General features: G+C 39.1%; 18 protein-coding genes. 13 read left to right on the top strand and 5 right to left on the bottom strand.

Features of this window, described 5'->3' with window-relative positions; all coding sequences use genetic code 11:
- Positions 1 to 23: 23 nt before the first annotated feature.
- From SporoP17a_RS03575 to SporoP17a_RS03565, 3 genes are all read right to left on the bottom strand, one after another.
- Positions 24 to 509, bottom strand: coding sequence for a hypothetical protein (locus SporoP17a_RS03575; RefSeq protein ID WP_083032526.1), 486 nt, complete (start codon positions 507 to 509; stop codon positions 24 to 26).
- A complete protein-coding gene (locus tag SporoP17a_RS03570) occupies positions 510 to 710 on the bottom strand; it encodes a helix-turn-helix transcriptional regulator (RefSeq protein WP_420542194.1) in 201 nt (66 codons plus the stop codon).
- A gap of 173 nt (positions 711 to 883) precedes the next feature.
- Entirely contained in the window at positions 884 to 2,290 is a 1,407-nt protein-coding gene (locus SporoP17a_RS03565) for an MDR family MFS transporter (RefSeq protein ID WP_083032520.1), read from the bottom strand.
- A gap of 216 nt (positions 2,291 to 2,506) precedes the next feature.
- Here SporoP17a_RS03565 and SporoP17a_RS03560 point away from each other — a divergent pair, with 216 nt between their 5' ends.
- The 4 genes from SporoP17a_RS03560 to SporoP17a_RS03545 all read left to right on the top strand — a co-directional run bounded on the left by SporoP17a_RS03560 (position 2,507) and on the right by SporoP17a_RS03545 (position 6,215).
- Entirely contained in the window at positions 2,507 to 3,034 is a 528-nt protein-coding gene (locus tag SporoP17a_RS03560) for a D-glycero-alpha-D-manno-heptose-1,7-bisphosphate 7-phosphatase (protein WP_083032517.1), read from the top strand.
- Between the two features lie 368 nt (positions 3,035 to 3,402).
- The gene (locus tag SporoP17a_RS03555; RefSeq protein WP_083032514.1) at positions 3,403 to 5,415 is read left to right on the top strand and encodes an acyltransferase family protein; all 2,013 of its coding nucleotides are present in this window, start codon (positions 3,403 to 3,405) and stop codon (positions 5,413 to 5,415) included.
- An 85-nt stretch (positions 5,416 to 5,500) separates the two neighbouring features.
- Complete coding sequence (locus SporoP17a_RS03550; protein ID WP_083032511.1) at positions 5,501 to 5,722, top strand: small, acid-soluble spore protein tlp; 222 nt, start codon at positions 5,501 to 5,503, stop codon at positions 5,720 to 5,722.
- Positions 5,723 to 5,888: 166 nt separating this feature from the next.
- On the top strand, positions 5,889 to 6,215 hold the full coding sequence (locus SporoP17a_RS03545; protein ID WP_083032508.1) for a monothiol bacilliredoxin BrxC family protein: 327 nt from the start codon (positions 5,889 to 5,891) through the stop codon (positions 6,213 to 6,215).
- Positions 6,216 to 6,242: 27 nt separating this feature from the next.
- On the opposite strand, the gene SporoP17a_RS03540 is transcribed toward SporoP17a_RS03545, so the two are convergent.
- Entirely contained in the window at positions 6,243 to 6,635 is a 393-nt protein-coding gene (locus SporoP17a_RS03540; protein ID WP_083032505.1) for a hypothetical protein, read from the bottom strand.
- 142 nt (positions 6,636 to 6,777) lie between these two features.
- On the opposite strand from SporoP17a_RS03540, the gene SporoP17a_RS03535 reads away from it, so the two are divergent.
- The 9 genes from SporoP17a_RS03535 (at position 6,778) to SporoP17a_RS03495 (ending at position 16,606) form a co-directional block, all read left to right on the top strand.
- Positions 6,778 to 7,368 (top strand): class I SAM-dependent methyltransferase, encoded by a 591-nt coding sequence (locus tag SporoP17a_RS03535; protein WP_083032503.1) that lies wholly within the window; start codon positions 6,778 to 6,780, stop codon positions 7,366 to 7,368.
- Positions 7,369 to 7,486: 118 nt separating this feature from the next.
- Entirely contained in the window at positions 7,487 to 7,867 is a 381-nt protein-coding gene (locus SporoP17a_RS03530; protein ID WP_083032501.1) for a DUF3887 domain-containing protein, read from the top strand.
- 175 nt (positions 7,868 to 8,042) lie between these two features.
- Positions 8,043 to 8,747, top strand: a complete 705-nt coding sequence (locus SporoP17a_RS03525) for a response regulator transcription factor (protein ID WP_083032498.1) — start codon at positions 8,043 to 8,045, stop codon at positions 8,745 to 8,747.
- Positions 8,744 to 10,189, top strand: a complete 1,446-nt coding sequence (locus SporoP17a_RS03520; protein ID WP_083032495.1) for a sensor histidine kinase — start codon at positions 8,744 to 8,746, stop codon at positions 10,187 to 10,189. The genes SporoP17a_RS03525 and SporoP17a_RS03520 overlap by 4 nt, the downstream gene beginning before the upstream one ends.
- An 18-nt stretch (positions 10,190 to 10,207) precedes the next feature.
- The gene (locus tag SporoP17a_RS03515) at positions 10,208 to 11,299 is read left to right on the top strand and encodes a LolA family protein (RefSeq protein WP_083032492.1); all 1,092 of its coding nucleotides are present in this window, start codon (positions 10,208 to 10,210) and stop codon (positions 11,297 to 11,299) included.
- 456 nt (positions 11,300 to 11,755) lie between these two features.
- Positions 11,756 to 12,637 (top strand): 3-hydroxyacyl-CoA dehydrogenase family protein, encoded by an 882-nt coding sequence (locus SporoP17a_RS03510; RefSeq protein WP_083032489.1) that lies wholly within the window; start codon positions 11,756 to 11,758, stop codon positions 12,635 to 12,637.
- 82 nt (positions 12,638 to 12,719) lie between these two features.
- Entirely contained in the window at positions 12,720 to 14,393 is a 1,674-nt protein-coding gene (locus SporoP17a_RS03505) for an AMP-binding protein (protein WP_083032486.1), read from the top strand.
- Positions 14,383 to 15,948, top strand: a complete 1,566-nt coding sequence (locus SporoP17a_RS03500) for an acyl-CoA carboxylase subunit beta (RefSeq protein WP_237262371.1) — start codon at positions 14,383 to 14,385, stop codon at positions 15,946 to 15,948. The genes SporoP17a_RS03505 and SporoP17a_RS03500 overlap by 11 nt, the downstream gene beginning before the upstream one ends.
- Positions 15,949 to 16,234: 286 nt before the next feature.
- The gene (locus SporoP17a_RS03495) at positions 16,235 to 16,606 is read left to right on the top strand and encodes a rhodanese-like domain-containing protein (RefSeq protein WP_083032483.1); all 372 of its coding nucleotides are present in this window, start codon (positions 16,235 to 16,237) and stop codon (positions 16,604 to 16,606) included.
- A gap of 47 nt (positions 16,607 to 16,653) precedes the next feature.
- Here SporoP17a_RS03495 and SporoP17a_RS03490 read toward each other — a convergent pair whose 3' ends face one another.
- Positions 16,654 to 17,163, bottom strand: a complete 510-nt coding sequence (locus SporoP17a_RS03490; RefSeq protein WP_083032480.1) for a cupin domain-containing protein — start codon at positions 17,161 to 17,163, stop codon at positions 16,654 to 16,656.
- Positions 17,164 to 17,268: the final 105 nt, after the last annotated feature.

Genomic DNA, 17,268 nt, shown 5'->3' with positions numbered 1-17,268 from the left:
GTTAGACCCATTCGATCTACTTATTAAGCACGTTGCAAAACGGTAAATGAAATTGCATAAATAATCAAACCACTAATCGGAATAGAAGCTACTGCGAATAATGGATACCAAATATGATCCAAAAAGTAGTTAGGAATAAACATGAATGAACCAATCATGAAAAAGGAGAAAATTAATATTCCCGAAAAAGCATAACTAATGGCTTTTCGTGTATTCGCCACTGCTCGTTCGTCTGTAGAATCGTATTCGAACGTTATGAAGTCACGTATATCCGTATTCTTATTTTTACGCATACGTAAAAAGTGAATCAGATTAGCGATCATAAAAAGAATGAGTATAGCAATCATCAAAGATCCTGGCCATGTGTTAACTTGTACTGTAAATCCTTCAATATATCCGCGATCCATCTGAATGAATTTTTGTTCAACCCGAAGAAAATCAAAAACCATTATAGCTAAAGCAATGAATAGCACGATTCGTAAAGTAACAGAAATAAAAATATTCTTCATTTAAGCATCCTCCTTGTAAAAGATTTCTTCAATTGACAACTCAAATACTTCTGCAATGTTCATGGCAAGCAAGAGAGAAGGGGTATAACTACCTTTTTCTAATGCCACTATCGTTTGTCGTGTAACCCCAACTTGTTCTGCAAGTGTACCTTGTGTTAAATCCATTCGCGTACGCAATTCTTTGACTCGATTTTTAATCACGCAATTCATCACCTCGTCTTGTTTTAATGTATACCAAACTTTACATTATGTCTAGTTAACTATACAATATTGTGAATTAGACATGTGCATATCAAGTTTTTATGTAGATATAGAACCACTAAAAAAAGATGTCCAGAGAAGTGTTTCAACTTCTTGGACATCCTGTTATCATTTTATACCTTTGCATCTGTATCTTTTAGTTGTGGATTCTTGATCAGCAGCGCTAATAGAAGTCCTACAATGGATATACAACCTGATACGAGGAAGGCTGTATTCACCCCTTGGATTTGACCTGCAATGGTTCCGTTATCCAGATCAGATGTGATCATGACTGTAACGAGTGCAGCAGTTCCGATGGATCCTGAAATCTGTCGAAATGTATTGTTCATTGCCGTACCATGAGAAATTAAATGAGTGGGTAGCTGGTTCAATCCTAGTGTAGTGGATGGCATCATAATCATTGCAATCCCAAACATTCTTACAGCGTTCAATATGGCTAAATATGTGAACGTTGTATCTACTGATAAGTTGGCAAACATGAACGTCGTGACGGTTAAAATGGTGAAGCCAGACAGTAGTAACCATTTGGCTCCATATTTATCGAATATCGTACCGGTCACTGGATTCATGATTCCCATGACAATTGCCCCTGGTAGCAGCATAAGACCTGAGTGGAGAGCATTAAAGCCAAGCATAGTCTGCATGAACAACGGCAAAATCACTGTCGATGCAATCATGGAAGCAAATACGATCATACCTAAGCTAGTGGCCAGTGTGAATACGCCATACTTGAACACTTTAAACTCGAGAATGGGTTGTTCCAGTTTCATTTGTCTTAAAATGAACCAAGCGAGTGAAATCGCCCCAACGATTAACGAGATCAAAACGTTCGCATGAAGCCAACCAGTATTACCTGCAATACTGAAACCGTAGAGCAATCCACCAAAACCGAATGTAGAGAGAACGATCGATAAATAATCCATTTTTGGATTGGTCAGTTTCGTTACATTTTTCAGCAAGAAATAAGCGGCTACAATATTCAACAAAGCAAACGGCAAAACAACATAGAATACGCTGCGCCAAGGGAACTGATCGACAAGATAACCAGATAAGCTCGGTCCGATAGCAGGAGCGAATGCAATAACGAGTCCAAAGTAACCCATTGCTTTTCCGCGTTGCTCAATCGGAAATAGTAAAAACATAATAGTTTGCAAGAGTGGCATCATAATCCCGGCTCCCGCACCTTGGAGAACTCTACCTATTAACAATATAGAGAAATTTGGAGAAGTCGCTGCGATTAGTGTACCTAAAGCAAATATACTCATCGCTGTCAAAAATAGACGTCGGGTTGTAAACTTTCCGATGAAAAAAGCTGTAATAGGGATCATAATGCCGTTGACCAACATGAAGATCGACTGCAACCACTGCACTGTACTTTCGCTAATCTGAAGATCTTTCATGATTGGCGGAAGGGCAGTAGCGAGAAGCGTTTGATTCAGAATTGTGATGAACGCACCCGATAATAGTACGATCATTAAGGGAAGGTTCTTTTTAAAATCGAATTTCTGTGAGTTTACCATGTCCACGCATCACCTCATCATTAATTACAGATCACAAAATAATTCGGAGTTCGTTATAAATCTAACATACAGGTTATGTTAATTGTTATTTCGTAAGACCACAATAATCTTGCTTGACTACATCTATTGGCGAAGCTTGGGTAGCACTACGTTTAAAAGAATGTAATTAGGATAATATGACAATGATAAGATCTTTTCTTTAGGAGGAAAGCCAACATGAAAAAAGCTGTATTTCTGGATCGAGATGGCGTGATCAATGAAGTGTTGACAGATCGAGTGAAATTTGTGAATGAACCGAATCAACTATATTTCTTGCCGGGGGTTGCGGAGGCAATTAAGCAATTGAATCAACTGTTTGATTATATATTTGTTGTAACGAATCAAGGCGGTGTGGGGCTTGGTTACATGAAGGAATCCAAATTGAAATCCATTCATGATCATATGATAGCAGAACTTGCAAAGGAAGGTGCAATAATTGACGAAGTCGTTTATTGTCCGCATAAGCCAAAGTCTGGTTGTGATTGTCGCAAGCCTCACAGTCAGTTGATAGAAAATCTCGCAATGAAGTATGATGTAGATTTGTCCAATTCTTATATGGTAGGCGATACGGATACAGATATTATTGCCGGCAAGAGAGCGGGAACTAAGACCGTTTTTCTTGGTGCAACAGATCCAATAGCAGATGCAGTGTTCCCAGATCTGCTGCATGCTGTACCTTGGATTAGGGAAGATATAGTGAAGTGAAAAGTGAGGAATTGGTACATCACTTCAGGTACCGGAGTCCTTTCTTTAATTCCATGGCGCGAAGTTGAATTTAATTGGCAAGTTTCTATGTATAGAAAATGGTAGAAGAAATCTTATTATTAAATGCAAGATACACTTAAATAAGAATCAAGTTATAGGCGATGTACGGTAAAGAACAGAAGTCCTCATGATGACTTCTGTTCTTTATCGTGCTTTGAAATTGAATCATAAGGAAGGCGTAGGAAAATACTTATTTTAACGCTTATAAAATTCCACAAAATAAATAGAAAAAATGAACGTTTCTATAGTTTCATGATATAGTATTGAATGCATTTAAAATTAAAAGAGCATATGTAACGGAGGAAGTTATGTCGGATCTACAGTTACCCAATAAAAGGTTTAGGCCCGAAATAGAAGGGGTACGAACGGTTGCAACATTATTAATCGCTATGTATCATATCTGGTTTGGTAGGGTGTCTGGTGGAATCGACGTGTTCTTCGTGATCTCAGGTTATTTGATGACATTGTCCATTCTCTCACGAATAGAACGAAACGGTTCAGTGAATTTTATAGAATACTTTCTGAACTTAATGAGAAGACTAGTACCTCAAGCCACAGTCGTCTTGATTTTCACTGGAATATTTGCAGTGATTCTTTTACCTCAGTTTGAATGGGGCGAAATCATTGCGCATATGATGGCTTCCACGTTTTACTTTGAAAACTGGCGTTTAGCAATTGATTCTGTTGACTATTTAGCAAAAGATAATTTGGCAAGTCCTTTTCAACATTTTTGGTCACTCAGCGTACAAGGTCAATTTTATTTGATCTGGCCTGTTTTACTCCTATCTATTTGCTATATCGCACGAAAATTTTTGAAAACGCCTATATATAAAACAGTACTTAGTTCGCTCATTATAGTGTTTGTATCTTCACTGGCTTTTTCCGTCTATCAAACAAATGTTAACCAGCCATTTGCATACTTCAATACATTCACGCGCATGTGGGAATTTAGTATTGGCGGAATTTTTGCTTTGCTGTCTCCATACTTATTATTCAATAAAAGATGGAGTGTGATCTTAGGATGGCTAGGTCTAGTGATTATTAGTCTCACGGGCGTTTTATTTCCCGTTTCGACGGTATTCCCTGGGTATTTCGCTTTGATTCCTATTAGCGGAGTATTACTCATATTAATCGCCTCAGAAAGTATTACACTATATGGTGTCAATCGATTTTTATCAACCAAGCCTCTCATTTATTTAGGTAGTCTTACATATGGTGTGTATTTATGGCATTGGCCGTTGCTAATTTTCTATCGTTCCTATATGGAAACAGAAACAGTACCTGTAGGTCACGGTATTTTACTGTTGATGACGACCCTCGTATTGTCCATGATTACTACCAAGTTATTAGAAAAACCTGTCCAAAAAATAGGTCGAAATCAAAAGAACGGGCAACTACTCGTTGTTTTGTCTGCAATGCTAGTGCTTGCATGTAGTTCTATATTTTCTATATCTACTTATATTGAAAAAGCAACTGCTAGTTCGGATATTGTCCAGGAACAAGATTACCCTGGGGCTCAATCAGAAAAGTTTGATATGCAAACTGTATCTTATGTAGACCTGATTCCATCACCATCAGAAATCAAAACCGATCTACCGGCATTTTATGAAGATTTGGAATGCCAATCAGCTAACCTAACAGAAGTTAGGAAATGTTCGTATGGTGTTTTGAAGGACTTTGATTTCACTTTGGCGCTCGTAGGTGGATCTCACTCAGGTCATTGGTTCCCGGCTTTAATAGAATTAGCGGAAGACATGAATTTTAAAATCGATTTATATAGTCATGATGGCTGTCGATTTACAGACGAAGATCCAAAAGGAAATTTAACAAAAGCGTGTATTCCATGGAATCGTAACTTAATTGATACGTTACTAGAAGATCCACCTGATTTGGTTTTCACGACATCGACAGTGAATAAGCGTCCAAAAGTACCGCAAGGATTTATCAATCAATGGAAACGACTTGAAGGAATTACGACCATCTTTGCGATACGGGATAATCCCCGCATGCAAAAGATTATTCCTGTCTGCCTTGAACAAGCAGACGATCTGTTGGACTGTTCAGTTCCGAGAGATCAAGCTATTGCAAAGGAAACTCCGTGGGAAGTGACAGAAGGTATTCCATCGAATGTGTTTTTCGCAGACTTAACAGACTCTTTCTGTGATGAAACGACTTGTTATCCTGTCATCGGGAATATTATTGTCTATCGTGATGATAACCATATTACCGCTCAGTATGCAAAAACGTTAGCACCCGCATTAAAAGTACCGTTGCAGCAAGCATTTGATAGCGTAGGAAAAAACATACGCAATGATGAGTGAACTGTTTGCCATGAACCTTGTATAGTTCATCTAGATAGGGGAAAGCTATCATATAGAACGAATACTTCAAAAAGGAGTGTATAGGATGGCGAAGAATTATCCCAAGCCGAATGATTCTGCAGACAACAAAGAACGACTGAATAAGACGATCAGCAATATGGAAGCAGCAGAAGATGCGATGAAATTTGCTGAGGGCAAAGAGTTCGAACAGATCAAAAAGAAAAACGAACGCAGAGCAGAAAGTATCGAGGATTTAAAAGATGAAATTAGTGAAGAAGACAAGTCAAGGATCAACGGGTATATATAAGTAATTCGCTACGAAAAAATTTGGCCCTCACTTATATAAGTGAGGGTTTTTGAGGTCTGTTATGAGAAAAATAAATAAGCAAAAAAGAGGAATCCATCTACTGCGCTGTATAGAATAGAAGAATCAACTAAATTTACGGTTTTTCTATATAAGGAGAGAATACATAATGAAAAGAATAAAAAAAATTGACGAGTGGCGGGAACTGCTTGAAAAGTCGGATGAGCAACCATTTCTATTATTTAAATCCAGTATGACTTCTGTGAGCAGTTTGGCAGCAAAAAAAGAATTGGATGGACTTCGCACGGATTTGCCTATTTATATCGTCATTACACAAGTGAGTAAAAAGCTTTCAGCGGCTATTGAATCAGATTTAGGTGTTCCGCACGAAGTTCCACAATTATTAATTTTAAAAGGTAAACGAGCGATCTGGCAAGCTACTCATTATCAAATCAAAGAACAGATTTTACTGGATGCGATACAAGAATATGTTTGAGGTGTATAAGGATTTTGAATTACTTCCTTAAGACATACGAAAAGGTGCATGGACGTTTTTAAATACATTGACGATAAACAGTAGAATGGAAATGGCTAATGCGCTTCCGCCACCCCATACGCAAATTTGAATTAAGATCATTGGCATACCGAGTGCTGGTTGTATGATTAACATTCCGATTAATAATACAGGTAATCCGATGTTATACAGCCAAAAATGTGCTTTGCCGAGTATACTGTTACCTGCTTGGGGATAGATGGTATAAATGACTCCAATTACTGCCGTTGTGAGCCACCCGACTACATTAATATGTGCATGTGTTGCTCCCCACTGAAGTTGAATAGTAGCGTGCATAAATAGTCCAAATCCCACACCAATTAAAAAATAGATCACTGCTGCTTTAATCCACCTTGCGCCCATCAATAATCAGCTCCTTTTCATAAATAATACGTTTGTTCCTTATCTATTATGTATGTACGGATTTATATAATTCAAACATTCAACTAACTAGAGTTGTAACAACTACTCATAAAAATAGTACATAACAAAAGGAGTCCTTATGATGGTAACTATATTTCCCACTATTTATGACATAGCAATGAAGCCGTTAGAAGCAAGTCGATTTAAAAAGGTTCGAACGGAGTTAGTCCGTAATGCACAAGGGGAAGTATTGGAAATTGGTTCAGGTACCGGTATCAACTTTCCATATTACCGGCAGGCAAAACATGTAACAGCGATTGAACCGAATCCAGAGATGAGTCGCAAGGCTACTAGAAGAGGACGAAACGCGCATGTGCCGATTACTCTATATGAAGCAAAGGCAGAATCATTACTATTTGCCGATCATACATTTGATACAGTCATCTCGACTTTAGTATTTTGTACAATACCCAATCCACGACTTGCTTTGAAAGAAATCCAACGTGTAAGTAAACCAGGCGCCACTATTATATTTTTCGAACATGTCAAAATGAAGCAACCAACTCTTGCAAAAGCACAAGAGATAGTAAACCCGTTATGGGAAAAGGTGTGTGATGGTTGCCAACTAAATCGTGATACACTTTCCATGATCTTGGATTCAGGTTTATACGTAGAAGAGTTGGAATCACTTTACGGAGGCTTGTTTTTATCAATTCAATGTAAAAATTACTAGCAAGAATTTACGAGAGGATTTGGCTACACAACTAATTTAAAACTGTGGATCAATTCTGTATGGGTATCACTTATCCCGTTCGTGTATTTGCCATGATGAAACGGAAGGAAGTTAGGGAATGAAAAAAATAGTTATGCTGGCTCTGGTAACAATTTTTCTACTTGCAGCGTGTGGAAATAATAAAGTAGATGATTCTGCTGCCAAAGAGTATATGGAGAAATCAAAAGAAACCATCACGTTATTTAATGAAGAGAAGTTTGATGAAATGCGTACTATGTTTGATCCAACGATGAAAGATGCTTTATCCGTAGAGCAATTACAAGAAGTATCAGATATTGTAAAGGAATCCGGTGAATTCGTCAGCTTTGAGAAAGAGTCAGTCGCTAAGAAAGAGCAATATTTTGTTGCGACGATTGTTGCGAAGTATAAAGAAGATAATAGAGTCTACACGATCACATTGGATGAAAAGCAACGAGTCGCAGGATTTTTTGTGAAATAGTTTAAACAACGGAAGCTCTAACAGAAGTCATTCACTTCTTGTTAGAGTTTTTTCTATTGTTTTTGCTTACGTTAACTTTCTTTCAGGTAAGATAATAAACAATGATAAAGAATTTATAAAATTACAGGAAATGATTTTATTTCGTGATAGATTATGAATACAGGAGGAGTTCACTATGCTAGCACATTTATTACTAGTAGAAGATGATCCCGAAATCGCTCGTGTAATCCAAGACATGCTACGGGTAGAAGGTTATGAGGTAACTTGGGCTACAACGGGTCTAGAAGGATGGGAAGATTTTCAACAAAGTAGTTATGATCTTGTTCTAGTAGATTTGATGCTACCAGAAATGGATGGCTTTATTTTATGCAAAAATATTCGGTGGGAAAGTAATGTTCCAATTATCATCATTAGCGCTAAAAGAGAAGATGATGATAAAGTACAAGGCTTACAAATAGGCGCAGACGATTACGTAGAGAAGCCATTTAGTTTAGTCGAATTAAGTGCGAGAATTCAATCGCAGCTTAGAAGGTGGAAGCGATATAACGGTACCGACACTGTGAGCGAAAACAAAGCTGTTTACAAGCATGAATTGACAATCTTTTGGGAGCAACAAAAAGTAGTGAAAGAGGGAGATGAAATCAGACTAACTGCTACTGAGTTTGATTTATTAAAAGTACTTGCGCGAAACTCAGAGCGGATCTTCACAAAAAAAGAACTGTATGAACATGTATGGAATGAAGTAGATACAGAAAACGCGCATACTGTAACGGTTCATATTAAGTCGCTTCGAAGTAAGCTTGGGGATCCTGTAAAAGCACCACAATTCATTCAGACAGTATGGGGAACAGGCTATCAATTTATTGGAGAACTCTTATGAAACTAAAAACATGGCTATTGTTATCTTATTTACTCGTCATGATTTTACCGCTTCTTTTCGCATATTTTTTATTTGCCTGGATCAATGACTACAACGAAGGTCAGAAAGTGAAAGAGTTTTTTTCTACGACTATTGAAATGAAAAAGATTCAACGTGTCTTGAATGATCCTTTATTGTTTCAGCCAGGTGCATCGCACGATGAAATTGAACAATTAGTAGACGAAAAATTATCAATACAACTCTTGAATCAAAATGGTTTAGTGCTCTATTCATCCAATTCTGTGCAGACTGTAGCGGTTCCGGTTAATCGTGAAACACTGTATGGTGATCTATTTTCCTTACAACAGGAATTTCGGTCACATCGTTATAAAGCACCTGTATTCGATCATAATAAATTGATAGGGTTTTATCAAATTGACGTGGCACGTGATGGCTGGGTGCAAGCGGTTTCCAAGAGAACCACATGGATCATCGCCGTATTCATAGCGTTATTCATTGTGCTATATGTCGTAGTCGTGCTTTTCGTTAACCGTAAAGTGAACCGTAGATTAACAGACTTGCAACATGACATGACAACTTTCTCAAAAGGAAATCCAGTAATGGAGAGAAATATCGTCATTCAAGATGAGATCGGGCAATTGCAGGCACATTTCTACGCTATGCAAAAAAGTATCACAGAAGCAAGAAACCGTATAGAAAAAGAACAACAGGAAAGAGAATACATGATTGCTGCCATTTCACATGACTTGAAAACACCTTTAACATCTATTCGTGCGTATGCGGAATCACTTGAACTCAATGAGCAACTGACAAAAGAGCAAGAGAGCGAGTATCGCCAAGTGATTATCGAGAAATCCAATTTCATGAAACAGATGCTCGATGATTTGCTTACGTTTACATTATTACAGTCACCTGCCTATGAAATGAACAGAACTGAAGTGGATGGGAGTGAGTTCTTTGAAATGCTTGTTTCTGACTATGAACCATTATGCCAAGCGAAGTGTATCCAACTCCACTCCACTGCAAATGTTACAGGGGAATATAAAGTGAATCCAAAGCAGTTAATGCGAGTAATAGATAATCTGATGACCAATGCAATCCATCATACTGAAATAGAAGGGGAAATTTGGATCGCAGCTCTATCAGAAGGCGAAATTGACTGGCTATATGACTTTGTTCAAGCCGCTTATTCATTCGACTTTGTTAACAATGCTTATATCATCGTACAAAATGAAGGACATGGGGTAGCAGAAAGTCAGATTCAATCTATTTTCAAACCGCTTTATCAGGCAGATGAGGCTAGGCGTAAATATTCCACACACGGTACAGGGTTAGGGCTAAGTATTTCAAAGCAATTAGTGGAGAAACACAACGGAGATATTCAATTCTTTTCAAAAGAATCGATAGGTACATGTGTAATATGTTGTTTGCCAAGATTATAAAAAAGAAAGAGGTTGAGAATGATGAAAATCATAAACAAATTATTAGGTGTAGCAACTGTTAGTTTACTGGCCTTTGGATTAGGGGCTTGTTCAGAAGATGGAAATCAATATTCACCTGAACAAGTTATCAATAATGCGATGAAGGAAAATGAAGAACCTTTATCGTATTATGCAGAGGCAACTATGAAGATGACAGCTGAGGCAGATAATATTCAATTGAAAGAGTGGCGCTCGAAAGACGGGAAAGTCAAAGTGGAAACAGAAGGCGCAACTGCAGAAGAACAAAATATAACAGTTAATGACGGGGAAACGATCACGATGTATCAAGCAAGTACTAAACAAGCATTTGTCAGTGATGATGGCGAAATGCTTGCAACCATGGCCCCATCCCCAAAGGAGCAAGCACAACAACTATTGAAAATGATTGGAGATTCCCATACGATCTCGATTGATGAAAATGAAAAAATTGCAGGTCGGGATGCTTATCATTTAGTAGCAAAGGCCAACGATAAAGATACGTTATTTGGTGATCAAGAACTATGGGTAGATAAAGAAAATTGGTTTGTCTTAAAATCTATATCTCAATCCGGCGACAATAAGGTGGAAATAGAATATACGAAAATTGAGTTCAATAAAGAGTTTCCAGACGAGACTTTCGTAATTGAACTTCCTGATGGGACTGACATTCAAGACTTGGATGCAATGAGTAGCACATCGGAAGTAACAATAGAAGAAGCAGCGCAAAGCGTGGGGAAACCGATCCTTTATTTTCCTGAAGATAAAAACTTAAAAATAGGAAAGATTGAAATGGATGATATAAAAGGTGAATTGAACAGAGTAGAAATTAATATCGAGTATGTAAGAGAAGAAATACCACTCATGTCTCTTTCGCTGTTTAAATCTCCAGAAAATACTGAAGAAGATATGAAAATGCCTGGAGAAGAAAATGTAGAGATTCGTGGGATCGAAGGAACGGTGATAGAGATGGAAGGGTTCCGTAATTTATTCTGGGTAGAGAATGGAGTCAATTACTCCATCTTATTGAATAATCCGGATGTATCGTTCGAAGAAGTCATTGAATGGGCAAATGATATGGAATTGGTGGAATGAAAGCAAAGAGGCTGGGATATAACTATCTCACCCCGTTTCCCTGCACTCCGAAAGGCACGCTTTCCGAGGGGCGTGGCTTGAGCTAAGCGAACAACGTAGGGTTCGCTTTGCCTTAATTTCTGTGTACTTTACAGAAATTAAGGCACCTGTCCAGGGTCTCAAGACGCACGCTGATCCCTCAGGAGTCGGCCTTTCTCCGTTCCGGTACACTCTGATACTCTAAAAAAATATTTTCTGATAAGAACAGAAAAAAAGCGTAAAGGATTCCCTTACGTTTTTTCTGTTCTGTCCCAATCTCTTGATTGTTTTATTAAGAACTATTAACCGATTGGTCTCCATATAAAATGCTTCCGAATCTAAAGTTATGATTTCACTTGCTAAAGAAAAGAAAACTAGTTATTATAATAGTCAGAACATACCGACCAGTTAGTATAGATAACAAGGGGGAGTAAGAACATGAATTCAAACGATGTGAAACGGATTACAGTAATTGGTGCTGGGCAGATGGGACACCAAATTGCCATGCTGTGTGCACTGGGTGGATATCAAACCACGTTGCAAGATATTAACCAAGAGGCTTTGCAACAGGCAAAGAATAACTTGGAGCGTCTGATGGGTGATTGGGTAAGAAAAGGAAAGATTAATGAGCCAGCTATAGAGAAAGCTTTTTCATTACTAACCTTTACTGATCAGTTAGAAGAAGCAGCGAAAGACGCGGATCTTGTGATAGAGGCGATTGTCGAAGTGCTGGAAGTAAAGCAGGAATTGTTTAAAAAACTAGATAAAATGACTCCATCTCATACTATACTGGCAACAAATAGTTCCACGATTATGAATTCATTGCTCGCAGAAGTGACGGACAGACCGGATCAAGTATGCAATATGCATTTCTTCTTCCCACCACTCGTAATGGATAGCCTCGAAGTAGTCATGAGTGAAAAAACTTCTGAAGAGACAAAGGATATCGCCATGGCCGTTTCAAAACAAATCGGACGTACAGCAGTACTATTGAGAAAAGAGATTTCAGGATTTGTTGCGAATCGTATACTTGGTGCAATCCACCGAGAAGCGACGTACTTGTATGAAGAAGGAATTGCTGACTTCAAAGATATCGATCTTATTATAAGAAAATCTCTTGGCCATAAACTCGGCCCTTTCGAATTAATCGATATGTCAGGAGCAGACGTCGTGTATTCGGCCATGCAACATCAATATCAGCAAAGCGGAGATGAAAGAGATCAGCCACCTGCATGCATTAAAGAAAAAGTAGATAAAGGGGAACTAGGACGGAAAACGAAAATAGGGTTTTATGATTATCGTGAAGTACCGGTGAAGTAAGATAGAAAACGATTTGGAATGTATTAGGCAACAACTTTAAGTGATGAAGATGCTGTCTAGTAAATAGGAGAGGGGAATTGCTATGCAAAAAACAGAGCGACCGTATTGGCCATCCACAGTACCCGAAAAATTAACTTATCGTCTCGGTGAAATCCCCCTGCATGAATATGTAAAACGAAATGCGCAAGATCTATCAAATCAGCCTGCATTCCAATTTTACGGCAATGCGTTAAGTTGGAAAAGTCTAGATAATCAAGTTGATAGACTGGCGCAATTCTTTATTGAGAAGAACTTCAAAAAAGGAGACAGAATCGCACTGTATATGCAGAATTGCCCCCAATATATTATTGGACATTATGCAATTCAACGCATAGGTGGCATTGTAGTTCCATTGAATCCGATGTTTCGCGAAGCAGAGTTGATCTATCTCATTCAAGAAGCGGATATTAAAGGCATTATTGCCGGTCAGGAAATCTATAGCCGTATCGAAAAGATTGCGGAAGAAGTTCCGGGTCTTCGTTGTAAAATCACAACCAATTATACAGATTACTTGCTACCCGAGCCTACTCTTCCATTTCCACAAGAATATCATACACCGAAAGATTCATTTCATGATACCTATGACTTTATTTCAGTCATACAGAATACCGAGCCACTGAAAGAATATCCTGCTATTAATTTGTGGGAAGACACGGCACTGCTAGTGTTCACTTCGGGGACGACAGGAAGACCAAAAGGAGCCATGTTGACGCATGGAAATGCTTTATATAAAACAGCGGCTGCAGTTGCAGGCAATGAAATGAATCAACAGGAAGTATTGCTGTCGGTTGCTCCGCTAAGCCATATTGCCGGTATGCTGATGGGCGTGAATATCCCTGTCTATAATGCTAATGAAACAGTCTTGATGACAAGGTTCGATCCACAAGCTACGGTTCTAGCGATTGAAAAGTACAGAGTGACAACTTGGTACAGTATAGCCATCATGAATGGGGCTATTCTACAAATACCCGGTATAGAAAACCGTGACTTCTCTTCCTTGACAAAGAACATGTCCACTAGTTTTGGAATTCAAGTAACAGAGGAATTAGCGCATAAGTGGAGCTTGGTGACAAAGGGATGTCCGATGTTCGAAGCCTCCTATGGGCTGAGTGAGACACATACAGGCGATACATTTATGCCGCAGGAGAATATAAAATTTGGAAGCTGTGGAATCGCTGTAAATGAAACAGAAATTAAAATCATCGATCCAGCAACTGGAGACGAAATGCCAGCCTTAAAAGAAGGAGAAGTCATCTTAAAAGGTCCTGGCGTATTTAAAGGGTATCTGAACAGACCGGAAGCGACTGAGGAAGCTTTACGGGACGGTTGGCTACACACTGGTGACTTTGGAAAATTGGATGAAGAAGGGTATTTATATTATCTCGGACGTATTAAAGAGCTGATAAAGTGTTCGGGATATAGTGTATTCCCTGATGATGTGGAGGCTTTGCTCAGTAATCATCCGGCTGTTTCTCAGTCAGTTGCGGTCGGTGTGCCGGATCCCAAAAGAGGAGAGAGCGTTAAAGCGTTCATTGTATTGAAAACAGATTACAAAGGTAAAATCGAACCACAAGAAATAATAAACTGGGCGAAACACAATATGGCGGCTTATAAATATCCTCGTGAAGTAGAATTCATTGAGGAGTTACCTACAACGAGCTCAGGGAAAATTCTGAGAAGGCTGTTGAAAGAAGGCGGTGGTCAAGGTGACGCATAAACCCGCAGAACATGCAGTGAATCAATCTATTGAAGAGTTGAAATGGAGGAAAGAGCAAGCATTAAAAAGCGGAGGAGCAGACAAGCTCGAAAAGCAACGCCAATCCGGTCGCTATACCGCAAGAGAGCGTATTGATCTGCTCGTGGATAAAGACTCGTTTATGGAACTCGGCATGCTGAACTACTCGGATCAAACGGGAATTGGGAGCACTAGTGCTGGTGACGGTTTAATTGGTGGTTTGGGAAAAATTAATGGCAGACATGCGGTTATTCAGGCAGGTGATCAAACCGTTTTCGCAGGTACGGAAGGGACTGTCCATCTCCGGAAATCAAAATCATTGATGGAATATGCTATTAAGCGTGGTCTGCCTATGTTCAACTTGAATGAAGGTGGCGGTCTCAGGATGCCTGACGGAATGGGATCGGATGGAATCAGTACTAAATTATTTCCACATGAGCTTTTAACATTAAGTCGAGAAATTCCTATGATTACGGGAATTTTTGGAGACAGTTTTGGAGGGCCGACTTGGATTGCCGTATCGTCTGATTTTGTCACACAAGTGAAAGGTACATGTCTTGCAGTAGCAGGGCCGCGCATGCTGGAAATGGCTAGCGGTCAAAAGGTATCCAAAGAAGAGTTAGGTGGGACGGAAGTACATGTCCGACAGACTGGACAAGTAGACTCCACGGCAGGCTCTACTGAAGAATGCATAGAGCAAATGAAAGAGTTCTTTGCCTACATGCCATCTAATAGCTCAGAATTACCGCCACGTAAGCAGACAAGTGATAGTCCTGACCGTTTAGCTGACAATGTTCTGTCCATTCTTCCATCGTTATCAAATCGAGTCTATGATATGAAACGTATTATCGAAGACCTTGTAGATGACGGGGAGTATATGGAATATAAACCTGGTTACGGCCAGGCGCTGATCACAGTTTTGACACATATGGACGGGCGCGCGGTCGGAATTATTGCGAATCAACCGAATAAATACGCTGGTGCGAGCGGTCCAGAAGAATGTGAAAAAGCAACGGACTTCATCTGTCTATGTGATTCTTACCATATACCGCTGATTTTTCTTCATGATACACCTGGCTTCAGAATCAGCACACAAGCTGAAAAAGAAAAAATACCAACTAAGATTATGGTGTGGAATCAAGCATTAGCGCAATCAACAGTCCCTAAAATTTCCATTATTATACGAAAAAGTATTGGGGCAGCTTATGGCAATATGTGTGGTCCGACGATGGGCGCAGATTTCGTAGTTGCTTGGCCAACTGCAGAAATCAATTTTACGGGTCCCGAAGTTGGAATTAATGTAGTGTACGGCAGGCAATTAGAAAAAGCAGAAGATCCGAAAGAAAAAAGGAAGAAGTTACTAGAGAATTGGGCGTTTGATAGTTCACCTTATAAAGCTGCAGCTAGTCATTATATAGACGATGTCATTGATCCCCGCGAGACACGCAAATTTATCTGTCAGTCATTGGATTTTGCATGTGTGAGAAACGGCGGTAGAAGTGAGCGGCGTTTAGCCAATTGGCCGACTGGATTTTAATCAAATCATACAAACGACGACACATAGGCTATTTATGTGTCGTTTTTTAGTGAATCTACATCGATAGCCACTATTAAAAGCATCATTCAGTACAGAGGTTTCTGTTCTTTCTCCATTCATGCATCTGCTAAAAGAAAAATTGATCGATTGGCTGACTGAATAGAAATCGAGAGTTTTTGAGTTTAGTAAAGATTAGTATATACTGAATAGAAATGTGAAGAAGTCAGCCTGATTTACAGTAAACGCTACCTATAATTCATTGGCTATCCTAACTGGAGGGGAAATTATGAAGAAATTAGTTTGGTTGATCACACTCGTTTTAGTGCTGACGGCTTGCGGATCGACAGATAAAGTGAATGAAGGATTTCCAACAGTAGATTTAGAAGATGTTGAAGCTTTACAAAAGGAAGGCGCGGTAGTGATGGATGTGCGCGAAGTAGATGAATACAATGAGGGGCATATAAGAAGTGCCATCAACCTACCATTATCTCAATTACAAGATGGTGAAAGAGCCGGATTGGATCAAGAACAGAAGTACATAGTGATTTGCCGTAGCGGAAGCCGTTCACAAACAGCAAGTGAGATTTTGCATAAAGAAGGATACGATGTGACCAATGTGTCAGAAGGTATGTCCACTTGGCGAGGTCCAGTAGAATAATGAAGAAATAGGCGACGGAATGTGTACCGTCGCTTTTTGGTAGAAATTTATTCTGTCGGTGGTCCTATTAATTGCGAAGGAGAAATATCTTTCACTGCGGCAGCCCATTGTGGTTCATTTATTCCATAAGAGTAAGCAAAAACATCAGTAGGTGTGGCGGTTAGAATATCGGAACCTAAGACAACTTCTGGTGTATTTGCATTAAATATACCTTGCAGATGTGTATCGTCGGTATGTGCGATTTGGTAATGCCACCATCCTTGTGGGATATTAACCACTTGACCCGCCGTAATCTTATAATGTTGGAAAGTTTTTGTGTCGATATTCATGATAGATATAGTAGCAGAGCCTGCAACACAATAGGTGAGCTCCGAAGCATTTGGGTGGTAATGTGGTTCAATGATATGATCTTGACCGAGGAAAATATCCAACATCGACAAATGATCCAATGTGTTAAGTTGTTTGACACTTAAAATATCAATAAAATTCTTTTCGTCTTTCTTGAAAAAGGGACTAGTATTCAAATCCGCTGCGTAATGAGGATTATTTGAAATCATTTTTATCCGACCTTTCCTTTGAGCTGTACTATTGTATGTACGTAGGAAAATAACGTGATGTAATTTGTATAATTGTTTCCAAGTGTGATGAAGGCGAATAAAGGG

The sequence above is a fragment of the Sporosarcina ureae genome, assembly GCF_002082015.1.
Classification (GTDB): Bacteria; Bacillota; Bacilli; order Bacillales_A; family Planococcaceae; genus Sporosarcina; species Sporosarcina ureae_A.
This window is presented reverse-complemented; position numbering and strand designations above follow the sequence as displayed.